The organism is Treponema pedis, from assembly GCF_017161325.1.
Taxonomy (GTDB): Bacteria; Spirochaetota; Spirochaetia; order Treponematales; family Treponemataceae; genus Treponema_B; species Treponema_B pedis.
In genome coordinates, this window is sequence record NZ_CP045670.1 from 1,773,915 (window position 1) to 1,791,728 (window position 17,814).

Sequence of the window (17,814 nt, forward strand, 5' to 3'; positions counted from 1 at the left end):
GGTTTTATTTAGCGGGACATATTAAAGTATCTTATTCAAATTGAAGTACGGTTTTCAGTTGTCCGTTTAAATCGTAAATACATACTGTTTTTTTACCGTTATTGTCAGCATATTTTCCTATAACTTCTTTATCCGATTTTATTGCGGTTTTATATGTAATTCTCAATTTTTTAAATTTTTGCATTTCGTAAATACTGTCGGGAAGCGTTTCCGAAGCATAATTAAGATATATGAGATTATGAATATGATTATTAAAATCAAAATCGCTTTTCCGTACGGCTATTCTTTTTTCTATTTCAAATTTTTCAGGCAGCTCTATTTTTTTCAGTTTTTCTTCACCGAAGACGGTTTTATTTTCCGGATTATATTTATCAAGAAGAGTTTTTTCTATTTTGCAAAGACGTTCCTTTTTTAAATCCAGTAATACCCATCTTGAACTTCCCTTTATACATATTGAATCATTTTTATAAAGCAGAAAATCTCTTATTGCAATAAGAGGAGATTTCAGCTCTTCCGACCAAGTTTCCGCTCTTATTTTATCTTTGTACATAGGAAATGAATCGACCTCAATTTGCCATTCCGTAAGAACCCATGCCGTTGAGCTTCCGTCATTTTTAAAAACGCCGTCGCCTGCGGTATCGGAATGACTGTTTCCTATATTTTCAAATATTTTTAAAACTGCAAAAAGGCTAAGCTCTCCTTCTTTTGTAAAATCTTCAATAACCGGACGGTATGTTTCTTTAAAAATCATTTTTTTCTCCCATAAAATTTTTTATTTGTGTAACCCGTTAAAATACTATTTTAATGTCTTTAATATCGAAACTTTGATTATTTTTACTTTTCCCTGCGGAAATTATTAAAGCTTCGATATCCGCCCAACGGAATTCTCCATTTCCGTTATACCATTTTTTTATTATTATCGTCCCATGCGCCGTCGTCTTTCATTTCGGATAACTTAACCGAAATTAAGTGCCATAATCCGTCGGGTTTAACATTATCCTTTATTGAGGTAAATATATGCACGCCACGGCCGGCCGTTAAGCTCCGAATTTTTAAAAAATATTTCGGCTTTAAAATCCGGTTCTTTTGTCCTTATATAAAATTGCAATTCGGCATTTTTATTTTTAAGCGGAGTAAAATCGGTAATTTTTTTAAAAATAATATTTATATGAGAATATGCGGAAGCGTTTTTTAGAGAAAGATATGTTTCATTTGAATTATTATCTTTCGCGAAAATCTTGGAGCCGTATACTGCAGTTTCAGACCATGAAGAAAGAGCCAAGCCTTTTGCAAGGCCGTTTTTGTATATTGAATAATCGTAAGTTTTATTTGCATTATCAATCCACGAATACCGTTGATGTTGTTTATTCGGAATTTTATAACCCATAGCTTTTACTAAAGGAATATTTAAATCTTTCGGAAAGTCGATTTGCGTTGTTGAAATAAATAAACCGTTGGAGCCTGTATAATCCCAGCTTAATCTTGAAATATTTCTGTCGTCCATCCATTTAATTTTTAGTTTATACCAGTTAACCCGCTCTTGCGGATTCGCATATTTCATATATACACCGAATTCTCCGCATAATAAATATGCGTTTCTTTCGTTTGCAAATTCAACGGCTTTGTTAAGAGGTTCGCATAAAACATCTTCATCGGAATCCTCTTCGTAGCTTTCATAAATCCGTTTTTCATTTTTGGTAGGATTTAAAGGAAGCGGCGGCATTTTTTCTTTTACATAAGGGAAGGGAACGTTCTGTATGCGTTGAATATAAGTCCATTCCGCTCCCTGGTGTGTAAACATAAACGGGCTGTAATCATGGAAGGTATAAATTAAGTTGTCATCGTCATATTCGGGAAGTGTAAGCATTGATTCAATCGAATTATAATCTCCTCCTCCTACAACAATTGCATGTTTTGAATCGATTGAACGGATAATCTTGATAATATTGTTTTGAATTTTTCCCCATTTTTCAGTATCCATAGCCCAAGGCTCGGTTTTAGCTTTTGACGGGTCGGGTATATGCGGTTCATTCATTATTTCATAAATAATATGATTATCTTCATTTTTATATCGGGTTGCAATTTGTTCCCATACCCTTGTTAAAATTTTTTCAATATTTGCAGGGGTTTTACTTCCGTGTCCGCAGTCATTGTGAAAATCTATTATGAGATACATTTTTAATTCTTTTGTCCATATAACGGCCTTATCCAATAAATCAAGCATATAGGGTTCAAGAATGTAATCGGGCTCTCCGAAATTCCATTTTTCAAAATGAATAGGCAATCTTACAGCTTCGACTCCCAAACTTTTTATATTGATAAAGTCCTGTTTGTCGTAAAGAAAGGTTGCATAAATATCGTCCCAATGCTCAAGCCATAAGGTTAGGTTAATTCCTTTTGAAAACGGCAGAGTTTTGTTTACTTTAGGAATTTTCTTTACGGAAAGAGGTTCCTTTGCAAAAAGCGGAAATAAAAGGACCGCTACCATTAATACGGTTAATAAAGGTTTTAATGTTGTTTTTGTTTTCATGTTATGTCCGGCCTTTAAGGAAAAAGTTTAAAACTGAACTATTGTAAAAACTTTATTGCGCTCCGTTATTTAAATCGAATCAACTGCTTTTCGGTATCCACAATTGAATCGATACCGAAAGGAATAATACATTTCGGAGCCGCATGTCCTATATTTACATTATAAACAATAGGTAAATTTACATTGCCGATTGTTTCGACAAGCAGCCGCTTATATTCATCATAATATACTTCGTCCATAGGCTTTCCGACAAGTACGCCGCCGATAACTTCAAAAATTCCGGTTTCTTTTAATTTTATAAGCATTTTTTTGTAAAGCTCCGGTTTTGTAAATTCCTCGCTGGATTCCAAAAGAAGAATTTTCCCTTTCCAATCTTCGATTTCCGGAAAAAGTTTATATTTGCCGCATAATTCTACGGTATCATTATGGCGGGAATTATCAAAAATACAGTATATGCTTTCAATACAGCCGCCCAGTATTTTTCCTGAAAAAACCGGACTCCCTTGAAGAAGCTCAAATCCTTGATTTTTATGCCGAATTCTTTTTATACCGATTTGAGATTCGTCAAAATTTTTTCGTTCCGAGTACCATACATCACTGGGACGTATTTCCTTTATTGTTCCTGTTTTAAGAAGTTCTTCAAAATATTTTTTTGTGTAAGGAAGCATTTCATTTTCAAGCTCGCAGATATCGGGCAGGAACGCCTGACCGTAAAAGGTGTTGATTCCCGCCTTGTAAAGCATAAAGTGATTTATTGTTGTATCGGAATATCCGAGAAAAATTTTTGAATTGTTCGCGGCCGCGTTTTGCAGTTCATTGTTTTCAAAAAGATACGGAAGAAGTCTGTAAGTATCATCTCCTCCTATTGCACAAAGAATCATATCGATTGATTTGTCATTAAATGCATCAAGTAAATCCTGAGCCCTAGCCTTAGGATTTTTTTCAAGAAAATCCATACCTTTAAGTGCATTTTGAGTAATAATAACATTAAGTCCGTAATCTTTTAGTCTTTTCATTCCTATTTCAAGCTCATGCTTAATGAAAGATTCTCCGAGTAAGCCTCTGGAAAGGCTTATAATTGCAATTTTTTTTTACCATTTATTTTATCTCCGAATTTTTACCGTTAGGCGGCAGATTTCATTTATAAAGGCTTTCCCTTTGTTTTAACATATGGAAGCAGTTTAAACCTTGCCTTTTATTATCTCATATTTTTTCGGATTCTTCAAGTATTTATTACCTTATTTGATTTTGATTTTATATCTTAAAACAAGGTTATAAAAAGGCTTTTCGGCGGTAAATTTAATTTCGGCTTTTACGGAATGCTCGAACCGTTTTAATTCTTTTACCGCTTCAAAAAATAAACCTCCTTCCGCTTTAAGTTTTTGCCATTCGATAAAAGATTTTTTAACTTTTATTTTATGATTTATTTTATGAGTTTTAACTGCGGAAATATTTTTTTGGCTAAGTTCTCCTTCAATTCCGGCTTTTATATCCTTACCGAAATTTATTTTAAAAGAAGAATTTACGGAATAATTTCTTATTATAAAAGGATTTTTTTCTTTATTTTCAAATGTGAATTTCGTTCCCAAAATAAATACGTCTTGCCAAAATTTAAGTTTTCTTATTTCGAATTTTGCGGTAAAATCCCATTCCGTATTTTCATAAAACATACCGGTTTTAAAAATATAATTGGAATTCCCTATTTTTAAATCGAGTCCGCCTGAATGAAAATACTCAAGTTTATGTTGCATTTTTTTCTCGTATTGTTTTGAAAAATTATATACCGCTTCCAGTTTGAAAATATCGATTATTATTTTAGGCCGGAAAAAGCCTGCGATAACTTCTTTTTGTGTTTTACCTTTTACACCCGAAAAATCTTTTTGTTTTAAACTTATCCCTGCATCGAAACCCGCATAATCTTTAAAAAAATCGAATTCGATTCTGCCCGCAATGGAAGGTTTTATTTTATTTGCGGATAAACCCTGCTTTGAATTTTTACTCGGAACGGCTAAGCTGCCCAAGCCGAGTACCGAGTATTCTCCGTAATCCGTTTCTGCAGAAAAAATAATTTCTCCGGAATAAAGTCCGTTATAGCGTTTACTTTCGGAATAAAATTTTGAATAAGCGTCCGGAAAAAATGAAGAATAAAAAGCTAAACCTAAAGAAATATTACCGTCCGTTAAATCGTCGATTTTATAAGCGGCACATAAGTGAATATCCGCTTTTTCTATTTTCGCTTCCTTTTCCGCTAAAAGAAGAAGATTAAAATTTTTTAAACTCAGTTCCGCTGCGCAGCTTGTATCTTTTTTTGAAGTTGAACAGCTTACAAAATGTTTCGGAAAAAATTTTATTCCTCGGGAAGACGGTTTTTGTACGGTAAATACCGGTGCCGAAAATAAGTTTAAAAATGCCGCCTTGTTAAGAGAGCCGAAAAAAAAGGATAGGGCAGGGATGTTCTTTTTTCTTTCTCTATATAAAATGGGAGAAAATCTTGCCGAAAAACCGTCCAAGTTAAGCTGAAATTTAGGTAAAGGATTCTCCGTTTTTAAGTGTGCGTTAATTTCAAAAAATTCCGTTTCGGCTCCGGTTATAAGGTCATAGTTTCCGGGATATTTTACCGTTTGCTCAATAAAAAACTTCGTCATTCCGTCTGTATTTTCGGTATAAGTTTTTATTCGGAAGCAAAGAAAAATTGCCGCAGTTATTGCCCGAAAGATTTTTGTAAATTTTATTTTTTTCTTCATACTTATTATATATGGAATTTTTTGATATTTGTATAAAAATTCCGAAAAAAAAATATGTACATATTTAAAAAAAAAATGTTTTGTGGTACAATGTCGGTAAAGGATTGTAACATAGATTGAAGATTATAACTTAAATAAGGAGTTTGTTTTTATGAATTCAAAATTAAATGTTGTAGTTTTAGACGGATATACGTTAAATCCCGGAGATTTGTCTTGGGATAATCTTGAAAAAATATGCAATTTAAAAGTATATGATAAAACCCTGCCTGAAGAAGTTTCGGCCAGAGCAAAAGAAGCGGATGCGGTTCTTACAAATAAGGTCGTTTTTTCAAAAGAGGTTATAGCCTCCCTTCCTAAACTTAAATACATAGGAGTTTTGGCAACAGGTTATAATGTTGTGGATATAAGTGCCGCAAGCAGCCGCGGTATTTGTGTAACGAATATCCCGTCTTACAGCACGGAAAGTGTGGCACAAGCGGTATTTGCCTTTATTTTTAATTTTTATTGGCATATACAGGAACACAGCGATGAGGTTTTAAAAGGTAAATGGACGGCTTGTGAGCATTTTTGTTATCACAGTTTTCCGCTTCATGAGCTTTCATTTAAAACTGTAGGTATTATAGGTTTCGGCAATATAGGTCAGGCGGTTGCAAAAATAGCTCTTGCAATGAATATGAATGTTGTTTATGTAAATCGTTCGGAAAAAAAGATAAAGGGATTGGAAGGCGCAAGACAGGTAAATTTGACCGAGCTTTTGGAACTTTCCGATATTATCAGTTTAAATTGTCCCTTAACCGATGAAACGAAAAATATTTTAAACGGAGAAGCATTAAAAAAAGTAAAGCCCAATGTTTATATAGTAAATACGGGCCGCGGCCCCCTGGCGGATGAAAAAGCCGTTGCGCAGGCTTTAAAAGAAAAACGCATAGCCGGTTATGCCTCGGACGTTTTAAGTATTGAACCTCCTTCTAAAGATAACCCTCTTCTTTCGGCTCCGAATTGCACTATAACACCGCATATAGCATGGCAAACCCTTGAAGCGAGAAGCCGCTTAATGGAAATTGCCGTTAATAATTTAAGCGCTTTTATTGAAGGTAAACCGGTAAATAGGGTAAACACGGGGCTTTAAGCCGATTTTAAGGATTGATTTAAAATTTATGGCAAATAAATACAGTGAGCCGGATTATTGGTCGAAAAAAGCATTTTCGGAAAATTATCCGGCACGTTCCGTTTATAAACTTGAAGAAATAAATAAAAAATTTAATTTGTTTTCCGCTTCCGATTCCGTGTTGGATTTGGGGGCGGCTCCCGGCAGTTGGACGGTTTATGTTTTACGTTTTTTAAATTCCTCAGGTTCGGTTACTTCGGTAGATTTAAAACCTCTGGATTCTTCCGTTTATGATGAACGCCTTCATTTTTTTCAAGGCGATATGTTTAATAAAAATATAGTAAAGGCGGTAAAAGAACTGGGGCCTTATAATGCCGTAATTTGCGATGCCGCTCCTGCAACTACGGGAAATAAAACGGTAGATACGGCCCGCTCTTCCGGTCTTGTTGAGCTTGCAATTTACTATGCAAAAGAGCAATTGAAAAACGGCGGAAATTTTGTTGTAAAGATTTTTCAGGGAGGAGAGCAGCAAATTCATTTAAATGAATTGAAAAAACTTTTTAAAACCGCACGTTCCTTTAAGCCTGAAGCTTGCCGGAGTTCAAGTTTTGAAACTTATTTGATAGGTTTGGGCTTTAAAGGAAATTAAACATCTTTCAATTGAGTGTTTGTACGGCCGATATTTATTTTCACTCCGCTTTAGTCCACGGTAAGTTTTTTCAGCTTCCAAATTTCTTTGGCATATTCTTCTATAGTTCTGTCGGAGCTGAATTTACTTGAGCGGGCTATATTTAAAAGGGCTTTTTTTGCCCAAGCGTATTTATCGTAATATTCCGCAATAACTTTTTCATGAATTTTTTGATATTCGGTAAAATCGGCAAGAACATAATAAACGTCCGGTCTCTGTCCCTCAACTCCGTTTATAAGCGAATCATAAATTTCCCGGAAAGTTTGTTCTCCCGGAAGAGTGTATGTTCCGTCAATAAGAGAGTTTACGGCCTTTTCAAGCTCGGGATTTTCCTCTAAATACTTTTTAGGGTTATAGGAATTTTCAGTATCCATTTTATGAATTTCCGAGGCTTTAAGACCGAAGATAAATTCGTTTTCGATTCCGGCTTCTTCGGCAATTTCTATATTTGCTCCGTCCAAAGTACCCAGTGTTATAGCTCCGTTTATCATAAATTTCATATTTCCCGTGCCTGAAGCTTCTTTTCCTGCCGTAGAAATTTGCTCCGAGATGTCGGCAGCCGGAAAAAGTTTTTCGGCAACGGATACTCTGTAATTTTCTACGAAAACCACTCGTAATTTTCCAGTAACGCGGCGGTCGTTGTTTATTCTGTCCGCAACTGCGTTTATCAGTTTTATAATATCTTTTGCACGTTTATAACCTGCCGCCGCCTTTGCTCCGAAAATAAAGGTTCGGGGGAGGGGATTGTAAGACGGTTCGTTTAGAATGCGGTTATAAACTGATATAATATGCAAGATATTTAAAAGCTGTCTTTTATATTCATGAAGACGTTTAATTTGGATATCGTATATTGAATCGGGATTAATAAAAACGTTTTGAGTTTTTTCCAAATATTCTGCAAGACGGATTTTATTTTTTCGCTTTATTTCGATAAATTCGTCCAAGGTTTTTTTATCGTTTACGAACCGTTCAAGGTTTTTAAGTTCCGATAAATTTTTTATCCAGCCTGAACCTATGTGTTTTGTTATAAATTCCGCTAAAAGAGGATTAGCCGTTAAAAGCCAGCGTCTTTGAGTTACGCCGTTTGTCTTGTTATTGAATTTTTCAGGGAATAATTCGTAAAATTCGCGCAGTTCCTGTTGTCTTTAAGATTTCGGTATGAAGAGCCGCAACTCCGTTGACCGAAAAACAGGCCGCAATTGCCAAGCGCGCCATATATACTTTCCCGTTTGCTAAAATAGCCATGCGGTTGTGCCGTTCCCAATCGCCTTGATATTTTTCTTTAAGCATTGTTAAAAATCTGCGGTTAATTTCTTCAACAATTTGATAAATTCTCGGAAGCAGTTTTTGAAAAACTTCAATGTCCCATTTTTCCAGAGCTTCCGACAGTATTGTGTGATTGGTATAAGCGAAAACTTTACTTACCGTTTCCCAAGCCTCTTCCCATTCCGAATGGTAATCGTCCATTAAAATACGCATAAGCTCCGGAATTGCGACAACCGGGTGAGTATCGTTTAACTGAATAACAATTGAATCTTTTAATTTTGAAAAATCGGTTCCTTCTCGATGAATAAAGGAGCGGATTATATCCTGAAGGCTTGCAGAAGTAAAAAAGTATTGTTGTTTTAACCGTAAGGCCTTTCCGAGAGCACCGGAATCATTGGGATATAAAATACAGGAAATACTTTCGGCATCAATTTGTTTTTGAAAGGCTCTGTTATATTCCATACCGTTAAAAAGAGATAAGTCAAAACCGTTATCGGAAGAGGCTTCCCACAAACGCAGACGGTTTACTGTATTTGTTCCGTAACCTACAATCGGCATATCGTATGGAGTGGCGATTATTTCTTCCGCACCTTGTAAATCGTAATAGAGTTTTCCGCTTTCTGAAGTTCTCGAAACCGGTGTTCCGCCGAAATAAACTTTTACTTTTAAATCGTCTTTGCGGACTTCCCAAGGGTCGCGTGCTAAAAGCCAGCGGTCGGGATATTCAACTTGTTTTCCGTTTTCTATATGTTGTTCAAACATTCCGTACTTATACCGTATACCGTATCCGTGTCCGGGATAATCCAGAGTTGCAAGAGAATCCAAAAAGCAGGCGGCAAGCCTTCCCAAACCTCCGTTTCCCAAACCTGCATCAGGCTCTTCTTCTTCAATAACGGGAAGAGGCTCCGAAAGCTCTTTTAAAATCTCTTCCATTGTTGCGGTAAGTTTCATATTGTTCATATTATTTATTAGAGCTCTTCCCATTAAAAATTCGGCGGAAAAATAATACATTTGGCGTATACCTTTTTTTTCGTGAGCTTTTGAAGTTTTTATCCAATCCGATTGAATGATTTCCATGACGGTACTTGCCGCGGCATCGTAAATTTCTCGCCTTGAAGCCTGCTCCAAGTTTTTACTGAAATTTCTTTTTAGTCTGCGAACGATGGAGTCTTTTAACTCCTGTTTTGAAATAAACATAGCTCCCCCGAATTTAAAAAAATAAGGGACATGAAGTCATGCCCCTTATAGGAAAAATTGTGCTTTGAACCGCATCGCGGATACTCACATTTCCTTAATCTATAGTGTATCACATTTTACGGATTTGTCAAGCAAAAAATTAAAAAAAATACGGGTTTTTAAGAATTTTTCCTCAATTTATAAATAAAATTCGACTTGAAAATATTAAAGGGAACCTCTAAAAAGTGAAGTTTTTAGAGGTTTATCTTTTTACAAAGGTGGATTTACCCGCACCGTTTTCTCCGATGACGGCAATGCGCTCTAATACACCTTTGAACATAGATAAGACTCCTTAATACTATTAGTATGAAATAAAATATTATTTTACTTGTTATGAAAGTATGATTGTTTTTTTATATTCTCAGCGGTAAAATTTCCTTGTCCGTTAATTACATAACCCGTATTCAGTTTTAATCCTTTGGCTGTTCCGAAACCTTTTAAAACAGCCCCGCGTAAATCAGGGTCGGCAGATGCATACGAATTTCCGTCTTCAAGAAAACAATCTTGTACCGTTATACGGCCTATTATTTGGCAGCCGGTGCCGATATAGGTTTTACCGAAAACTTGAGCGCCTATTACAACTCTGCAATAGTTTTTAATCGTAATGTTTGAATCGGGAAAATTTGCTTTTATCACAATAGGACCGTCTCCAAAATAGTTATTGCTTCCGATTGAAAGATTGCCCTTATCGGCTACGAATAAGCCCCCGCCTGCAAAGGTATTGGCGTTACCTATTTTTATTTTGCCGCCGTTTACAGCAATAAAAACGGAAGCAGGATAAAATATGTTTTCCGCACCTATTTCGATATCGGATGAAATCAGCGTAGAAAAAGGGTCGAAGATTATATTTCCGTTTTCTTGCAATTTGATAAGTTCATCTAACGAAAGGAATCCTTTTTCCGCCCTTATTCGGTTTAATGCATCAAAAAAATCAGTATTCATATTTTCTCCCGTATTTTTTGTTTTAGTATTAATTATCCGTCAATAGTTTGATAGGAATCGACCGTATCTGTATATGATTTTTTTTAAAGGAATATTTAAATTGCCGTCAAGCCGTTTACACTTTGTAACCTGTTCATCGGTTGGATCTGGAATAATATTATAACACATACTAATCTCTTAGTTGAATTGTATAATATTCCCTGTTTTCTGTCAATCCTGATGTTAATTTTATCAATGCTTTATGTTAAAACTGATGTATATTTAAGATTATTAAAAAATAATCCTGTAGAATAAGAGTAAAAATAAAAACGGCGCATAAACCCTTGTTTTTACGCCGTTTTCAATATAAGTTTAAAAGTATCGGTAAATAAAAGCTTACTCTTTTTTTCTATCTTGCGAAACATAGCTTCCTTCAAAGCCCTTTATTTCGCGTACCCTTTTAAGCCAATAGTCGGCTTCGGTTTTATTTTTAAAAGGCCCTACACGTACCCGGTGTGTAATACCGGTAGCCGTCTCTTTAGTAAAAATTTCCGCATTCATATGTTTTGCGGTAAGAGTATCGCGGGCATTTTCCGCATTTATTCTGCTTGTAAGAGAGGCCGTTTGCACCCAATAAATTGTTTCTACCGTTTTTTTAGAAAGGGTGTTTTGCGTTTTTGAAGTTTTAGTAACGGATTTGGACGGCAATTTATTTTGCGTATTTTGTTTTACCGTTTGCTTTGTTTTATCGGCGGCTTTTTTTTCCGATATTGCAAGAGTTCCTTTTTTTGCCGTAACTCCGGTTGCAGCTTTTTTTACGGTTAAATCCGCTTCTTTTTTTTCTGCAGAAGCATTGCCGGCGGCCTGGTTGATTTCTTTTGCCAGACTTTCAGGCAGAGCTGCCGTTTCCCTTTCCGGTTTTTCCGTATCGGTTAAACTGCTTACGTTTACGGAGCCGTCTTCTTTGGACGACTGGGTTTCACCGTTTACATAAGTATAATTGTTGTTTATAATATTTACCGGAGGAGAGGTTTCCGTTTCTAAAGGCGGAATGGAAGATGGGTCTCTGCTCCATTGAACCGGATCTATATCGGTTTTTTCAGAGTCCGTTTGAATCCTTCCCAAATCGGCAATTTCCGATGCATTCATTGTGCTTTTATTTCTAAAAGGGGCATATAAATAAAGAGCTGCGCCGAAAATGATTAAAATAAAAGCCGATACGAAAACTACGACCCATAAAATTTTCTTTTGTTCCATAGACTACCTCAATAAGCCTTTTGTTTTCAGTTCCTGCAAAAGTTTTTGTTCAAACCTTGCAAAACTGCCTAAGTTCTTTACTATTACTATATCGGCATTTAAACAAAAGTATTGAGAAAAGAATTCTTTTTGTTTTGAAAATCTTGCAAAAATCTCCGTTAACGGAAGCCAGTCCCGCTTTTTCGCCCTCCATATTCTTACAATTTTCGGTGCCGTTATATAAAAAATAAATTTGCACTCTTTTGCCAAACTTGTTTTATGCAAGGTGGGAGCGTTTAAGACAATCGGACGGGAAGGGCAGGCTTTAAAGGCTGTGAGTATTTTTTCCCGTATTTCTTTTTCTATTTCCGGAAGAATAAAATCTTCCTGCCTTTTTAATAATGCGGAATCGGAAAAAACCAACAATGCGAATTTTTTTTTATCGAATTTCCCTTCTTCATTTTTTAAGCTAATTCCTTTTTTTTCAGCTTCGTTTTTAAATAGATGAAAAATTTTATCTTCATTTTTTCGGAAAATTTTAGCGGAAATTTTATCGGCATCAATACAAAAAAAGCCCTGTTTTTGTAAAATTAAAGCCGCTTCATTTTTTCCCGCGCAGGATTCTCCTGAAAGACCTATTAAAACAGGCTCTTTATTTTCCTTAAATGTTTCCATAAACGGCTAGTGAAAATCTCCCCACCTTTTTCCCGATTCTATGCTCACTCTTAAAGGTACGGACAGTTTTATTACGTTTTCCATTTTTTCTTTTACAAGCCGTTTAACGATTTCCGTTTCTTTTTCAGGACATTCTAAAATAAGTTCATCATGAACTTGCAGAAGAATTTTTGCCTCAAGTTTTTGTTCCGTTATAGCCTTATCAGCTTCAATCATCGCCTTTTTTACAATATCGGCAGCGGAACCTTGAATCGAAGTGTTTACCGCAATGCGTTCGGCAGAGGCTTTTTCCACCTTGTTTTTACTGTTAATTGTAGGTAAAAATCTCCTTCTGCCCATAATTGTTTGAACACTGCCGGTTTTTTCCGCTTCTTCACAAATGCTTTGCATAAATTCCGTAACGCCTGAATAAGTTTCAAAGTAAGCTTTAATAAATTCCGCCGCCTGTCTTCGAGGAATTCGTAAGGCATTTGAAAGTCTAAAAGCGCTCATTCCGTACATAACTCCGAAATTTATTGTTTTTGCAATACGCCTCATATCGGAGTCTACCCTGTCTATTTCGGTTCCGAAAATAAGACTTGCGGTTTTTGCATGAACGTCTATACCTGAATTAAAGGCTCCGGTAAGATTTTTATCTTTTGAAAGATGGGCTAAAAGCACAAGTTCTATTTGAGAGTAATCGGCGGAAATTAAATCGTTTCCTTTTTCGGCTTGAAAGGCTTCTCTGATTCTTCTTCCCTCGTTTCCGCGTATGGGAATATTTTGTAAATTAGGTTCCCGGCTTGAAAGTCTTCCGGTTGCGGTTCCGGTTTGTATAAAGCTGGTATGAATTCTATTATTTAAATCGGCAGCCTTGGGAAGAGCGTCCGTGTAAGTGGATTTTAATTTTGTAAGTGCCCGATAATCCAGTATTTTTGCAGGAATAGGGTCTTCGGCCGCCAATTCTTCTAAAACGGAAGTATCGGTAGAATATCCCGTTTTTGTTTTTTTACCCGGTTTTAGTTTTCTTTCGGTAAACAATACTTCCTGTAATTGTTTCGGAGAAGCAATATTAAATTCATGGCCTGCAAGACGGTAGATGTCTTTTTCAGCTTCTTCTATTTCGATTCCCAACTCTTTGGAGTAAATTTCAAGTTCTTCTTTTTTTATATGGATACCTTCGATTTCCATTTTTGCAAGAAGAAGGGTTATAGGCATTTCCAACTCATAAAAAAGTTTTTCAAAGTTATTCTTTTTTAAAAGAGGTGAAAATTTTTCGTAAAATTGTAAGGTTATGTCCGCATCTTCCGCCGCATAAAAGCCGGCCTTTTCCAACGGAACGGAGGAAAAATTTTCACCTTTTTTTACAAGGTCGTTAAAGTGAAGGGTTTTTACTTTTAAAACGCTTTCCGCGAGTTTATCCATTCCGTAAGAAGAGCGGGCCGGGTCTAAAAGCCATGCCGCCACCATTGTGTCAAAAAGGGTACAGTTAAAACCCGTGCTGAGCCGGGTACAAAAGGCGGCTTCAATATCGAATTTTCCGTTGTGCATTACCAGCATTATGTTTGAAGAAAATAATTTTGAAACGGCCTTTTTTGCATCTTGAAAAGAAATAAGTTCAGGCTGTTCTTCTCCAAGTTCCGGACTTGGAGCCTTTAAAGGGAAATAAAAAGCCTCTCCCGTTTTTAAAGCAATTGAAAAGCCGCAAATTTCGGTGTCAAGCGGATTAAGGCTCGTAGTTTCGCAATCGTAAGCGGCAATTTTTTGGGTAATTGCATTATCGATTATTTTAAAAAGCTCCTTCGAGTCGTTTATACATTTGTAATTTCCGCTGTTTTGCGGAAGGTCTACGGCTTCCGTTTCCGAAAGCTCCGCCGGTAAAAGTTCCGCTTCATTTATGAACTCTTTTTTAATCTCATCTTTGCCGCCCTGTTTTTTTTCTGTCGTACTTAAAAGGTCGGTATTTTTATTTTCCGAATAAATACGTGCAATATTCGGAAGTTCTTCGCTTATAAAAAGGCGGGCGGCTTCCGTATAATTTAAATTTTCGGCGGAATAAAAATCGAGAGGTTCGTCTATGGGAACTTCCGTATTAAGTTTAATCAATTCTTTCGAAAAATATGCGCTTTTTTTTCCTTCTTCCAGCTTTTTTTTAGCGGCGCCTTTTAATTTTTCTATATTGGCAAATATTCCGTCCAAATCCCCGTATTCTTCCAAAAGGGTCGCCGCCGTTTTAGGTCCTATTCCTTTTACACCGGGTACGTTATCGGAGGAATCTCCTATCAAAGAAAGAAAATCCAGCATCAGTTCGGGTTCGACTCCCCATTGCTCTTTTACTTCATCTTTGCCGCAAGGCTCCCAAGGTTTGACCTTGCCCGGTTTTATCATAGTTACGGTGCCGCCTATAAGCTGCATTAAATCCTTATCGCCTGAAATTATAACGCTTTTTCTGTTTTCGGTTTTTGCCTTTGCGCAAACCGAGGCTATAATATCATCCGCTTCAAATCCGTTACAACGTATTATCGGCAAATTCATAGCTTTTAATATTTCTTCTATTTTGTCGATTTGATTGTGTAAATCTTCCGGAGTTTTATCCCGCGTGGCCTTGTACTCCGAATATAGTTTATGCCTGAAAGTAGGGGTTTTCGAGTCGAGGGCTGCAATAAAAAGCTTCGGATTATATTCCTTTAAAATAACATGAAGGCTTTTAAAAAATCCGTAAAGTGCGGATACATTTTCGCCGCGGCTGTTTGTAAGCGGTCTTGAAAGAAATGCAAAATACGAGCGGTAAATAAGCCCGTAAGAGTCTAAGATATAAATGGGAGATTTTTCCGTTTTATTTGCCATGTTACAAAGTATAACACAAAAGGGATAAAAAAAATAGGGCTTCGGATTTAAACGGTTAAAGTATATTTTTTAAATACTCATTTTTGCAATATACTTTACAATTTATATGCAGCAGTGTATAATAACTGCTATACGATAAAATATTTTTAAATTCGTATATATAAAAAATTTATTTTTGCAGTTTTAAATGAAACCGTTTTTTCAATATTTAACTTTTATTTTAATAATACTTTTTTGTTTTTCCTGTAATAAAAATACGAATAAAAATAGTGAAGAAAATATTCCCGTTTTTTTTACATGGGAAGCTGAAGGAATTGTACCGAATAAAACAAACTTTGTAAAACCGGAAAAAGAGCTTCCTGAAGGAGTTTTTCCATGGGCCGGAACCGTAAGTCATCATCTTTTAGCGGATTCATTAATTGACGAATGGTTTTCCCGGCTGGCCTCGGCACGTGATATAAAAATTTTTTTATATTTTAAGTCCTTCTCATTGGAAACTTTCCGTTTATGACTGGGCTTTAACTGACGGTAAATGGAAAACAAAAAACGGTTTTGTCGAATCGTCAAAAGAACATACCGAAAGTTTATCAAAGGCTTTGGACGTTCCGTATGACCACAGGGTCTTTAAGTACGAACACGGAGTTTCCGTTTTAATTCCATATATAAAAAAATATTTTCCGGAAGCAAAGGTCGCAGCATTGGCTCTTTGGGGAGAGCCTCCTGTAAATACGGTTAAAACAAAAAAACTGGCTAAGGTAATTGCGGAGCATTTTAATATACAAGATAAAGATTCTTTTTTACTTATTTCTTCGGATTTTTCACATAAAAGTAATTTGAAAAAAACGGAAAAAAAAGATGCAAAGACAAGGTTCTTCTTTGAAAATATTACGTCTTTACATTGGACTTCCTGTATTTGCGATAACCGCCCTTCAATATATGTTCTTTCAACATTTATAACCGAAAAAACGCAGTGTACCGTCCAAAGAAAGGCAACCTCATACGATTTGGACGATACGGGAAATACTGAAGATATAACGAGTTATTTTTTTACTTTTTTTTGGGAAAAAGAATAAACATATATACCTTTTACTGCCCTTGATTTTTCTATCTTATAATGATAATATCGAAAAAACTTTTTTAAAAGGAGCGGCAGGAAAATGCGTGCTGTTGATATTATAATGAAAAAACGGGGGTTTAAGGGGGCCGACCTTTTACCTCTTACACGTGAAGAAATAGAGTTTATCGTATCGGGTTATGTAAAAGGCGAAATTCCCGATTATCAAATTTCAGCTTGGCTTATGGCGGTTTACTTTAACGGAATGACCTTTGAAGAAACCGCAGCTCTTACCGAAATAATGCTTCACTCAGGTGCCGTTATGGATTTATCAGGCATAACAGGCCCCTTTGTAGATAAACATTCGACGGGAGGCGTAGGAGATAAACTTTCTCTTCCGCTTGCTCCCATTGTTGCAGCTAACGGAATAAGGGTTCCTATGATGAGCGGAAGAGCCTTGGGGCATACGGGCGGAACCTTAGATAAACTTGAAGCCATTACGGGTTATAGAACCAATCTTAATATAGAAGAATTTAGAAATTTTATTTCTAAAACGGGCTTTGCAATGACGGGGCAAACTAAAGAAATCGTTCCCGCCGACAGACTGATGTATGCAATGCGCGATGTTACGGCAACAGTTGAATCCGTCCCGCTTATTACGGCAAGTATTTTATCGAAAAAAGTTGCGGAAGGCTCCGAAGCTCTGGTTTTCGATGTAAAGTGCGGCAGCGGAGCTTTTATGAAAACCCTTGAACAGGCGGAAGCCCTTGCAGTCAGTCTTACGGGAACCGCAAAGGCTATGGGAAAAAAGGCTACCGCATTTATTACAAATATGAATGAGCCCTTAGGAAATACCGTAGGTAATTTTTTGGAAATTGAAGAAACAATAGATATTTTACAAGGCAAAGGTCCTGAAGATACGACTTCTCTTACACTAAAACTCGCTTCGGAAATGCTTATTTTAGGCGGCAAGGCGAAAACGGAAGACGACGGCTTACGGCTTGCAAAAGAAGCCGTTTCTTCCGGCAAAGCTTACGAACTTTTTATGCAAAATGTGGAATTGCAGGGCGGAAATACAAAAGCTCTCTTAGAGGAAGTAAAAAAACGCAGAAGTCCGTTTGTTGAAAGCCTTATTGCGGAACAGGACGGCTATATTGAAAGTATAGATGCCTTTAAAACCGGGCTTGCCGGCGTAAACTTGGGCGTCGGAAGAAACAAAACAACCGATTCGGTATGTCCCGATGCAGGTATGGAAATTTTAAAGCATAAAGGAGATACGGTCAAAAAAGGGGACGTAATTATGAACGTCTACGGAAAAAATTCCGAGTGTTTGACAGGTGCAATAAAGATTTTAAAGGATTCCGTAAAATATTCTTCTTCCGCTCCTTCAAAGGAAGCCCTTATTTTTAAGGTGATTACACAAAGCTGAATTTGACTGAAAAAAAGCGGTAATAATTTTTAAGTTGGAATTTAAAATAATACTTAAAAAAAATTACCGCTTTCAAATTTTTTATTCTCTTTCGGTTAAAA

13 protein-coding genes and 1 pseudogene are annotated in these 17,814 nt (G+C 36.3%); 5 read left to right on the forward strand and 9 right to left on the reverse strand.

Features of this window, described 5'->3' with window-relative positions:
- Nucleotides 1-31: 31 nt before the first annotated feature.
- From DYQ05_RS08150 to DYQ05_RS08165, 4 genes are all read right to left on the reverse strand, one after another.
- Nucleotides 32-751, reverse strand: coding sequence for an acyl-[acyl-carrier-protein] thioesterase (locus DYQ05_RS08150; protein ID WP_194077472.1), 720 nt, complete (start codon nt 749-751; stop codon nt 32-34).
- Nucleotides 752-994: 243 nt separating this feature from the next.
- Nucleotides 995-2,530: a glycoside hydrolase family 5 protein gene (locus tag DYQ05_RS08155; RefSeq protein WP_206183228.1), complete on the reverse strand. Its 1,536-nt coding sequence runs from the start codon at nt 2,528-2,530 to the stop codon at nt 995-997.
- 65 nt (nt 2,531-2,595) lie between these two features.
- On the reverse strand, nt 2,596-3,615 hold the full coding sequence (locus DYQ05_RS08160; protein ID WP_252723554.1) for a S66 family peptidase: 1,020 nt from the start codon (nt 3,613-3,615) through the stop codon (nt 2,596-2,598).
- A gap of 153 nt (nt 3,616-3,768) precedes the next feature.
- Nucleotides 3,769-5,274, reverse strand: a complete 1,506-nt coding sequence (locus DYQ05_RS08165; RefSeq protein WP_206183229.1) for a hypothetical protein — start codon at nt 5,272-5,274, stop codon at nt 3,769-3,771.
- A gap of 151 nt (nt 5,275-5,425) precedes the next feature.
- Here DYQ05_RS08165 and DYQ05_RS08170 point away from each other — a divergent pair, with 151 nt between their 5' ends.
- Nucleotides 5,426-6,403 carry a D-2-hydroxyacid dehydrogenase gene (locus DYQ05_RS08170; RefSeq protein ID WP_206183230.1) on the forward strand — a complete coding sequence of 326 codons (978 nt, stop codon included), beginning with the start codon at nt 5,426-5,428 and terminating at the stop codon, nt 6,401-6,403.
- A gap of 28 nt (nt 6,404-6,431) precedes the next feature.
- On the forward strand, nt 6,432-7,031 hold the full coding sequence (locus tag DYQ05_RS08175; RefSeq protein ID WP_024469710.1) for an SAM-dependent methyltransferase: 600 nt from the start codon (nt 6,432-6,434) through the stop codon (nt 7,029-7,031).
- A gap of 50 nt (nt 7,032-7,081) precedes the next feature.
- Here the strand turns inward: DYQ05_RS08175 and DYQ05_RS08180 are convergent.
- The 5 genes and pseudogenes from DYQ05_RS08180 to polA all read right to left on the reverse strand — a co-directional run bounded on the left by DYQ05_RS08180 (nt 7,082) and on the right by polA (nt 15,230).
- Nucleotides 7,082-9,533 (reverse strand): annotated as a pseudogene (locus tag DYQ05_RS08180) (glycogen/starch/alpha-glucan phosphorylase).
- A 363-nt stretch (nt 9,534-9,896) separates the two neighbouring features.
- Nucleotides 9,897-10,514: a hypothetical protein gene (locus DYQ05_RS08185; RefSeq protein ID WP_020965521.1), complete on the reverse strand. Its 618-nt coding sequence runs from the start codon at nt 10,512-10,514 to the stop codon at nt 9,897-9,899.
- A 375-nt stretch (nt 10,515-10,889) separates the two neighbouring features.
- Nucleotides 10,890-11,750 (reverse strand): SPOR domain-containing protein, encoded by an 861-nt coding sequence (locus tag DYQ05_RS08190; RefSeq protein ID WP_020965522.1) that lies wholly within the window; start codon nt 11,748-11,750, stop codon nt 10,890-10,892.
- A 3-nt stretch (nt 11,751-11,753) separates the two neighbouring features.
- Complete coding sequence (locus tag DYQ05_RS08195) at nt 11,754-12,404, reverse strand: dephospho-CoA kinase (protein ID WP_206183231.1); 651 nt, start codon at nt 12,402-12,404, stop codon at nt 11,754-11,756.
- 6 nt (nt 12,405-12,410) lie between these two features.
- Nucleotides 12,411-15,230: a DNA polymerase I gene (polA, locus tag DYQ05_RS08200; RefSeq protein ID WP_206183232.1), complete on the reverse strand. Its 2,820-nt coding sequence runs from the start codon at nt 15,228-15,230 to the stop codon at nt 12,411-12,413.
- Between the two features lie 187 nt (nt 15,231-15,417).
- On the opposite strand from polA, the gene DYQ05_RS08205 reads away from it, so the two are divergent.
- The 3 genes from DYQ05_RS08205 (at nt 15,418) to DYQ05_RS08215 (ending at nt 17,713) form a co-directional block, all read left to right on the forward strand.
- Complete coding sequence (locus tag DYQ05_RS08205; protein ID WP_206183233.1) at nt 15,418-15,741, forward strand: hypothetical protein; 324 nt, start codon at nt 15,418-15,420, stop codon at nt 15,739-15,741.
- A complete protein-coding gene (amrB, locus tag DYQ05_RS08210) occupies nt 15,704-16,303 on the forward strand; it encodes an AmmeMemoRadiSam system protein B (protein ID WP_206184123.1) in 600 nt (199 codons plus the stop codon). The genes DYQ05_RS08205 and amrB overlap by 38 nt, the downstream gene beginning before the upstream one ends.
- 84 nt (nt 16,304-16,387) lie before the next feature.
- On the forward strand, nt 16,388-17,713 hold the full coding sequence (locus tag DYQ05_RS08215; RefSeq protein ID WP_206183234.1) for a thymidine phosphorylase: 1,326 nt from the start codon (nt 16,388-16,390) through the stop codon (nt 17,711-17,713).
- The last annotated feature ends 101 nt before the right edge of the window (nt 17,714-17,814 follow it).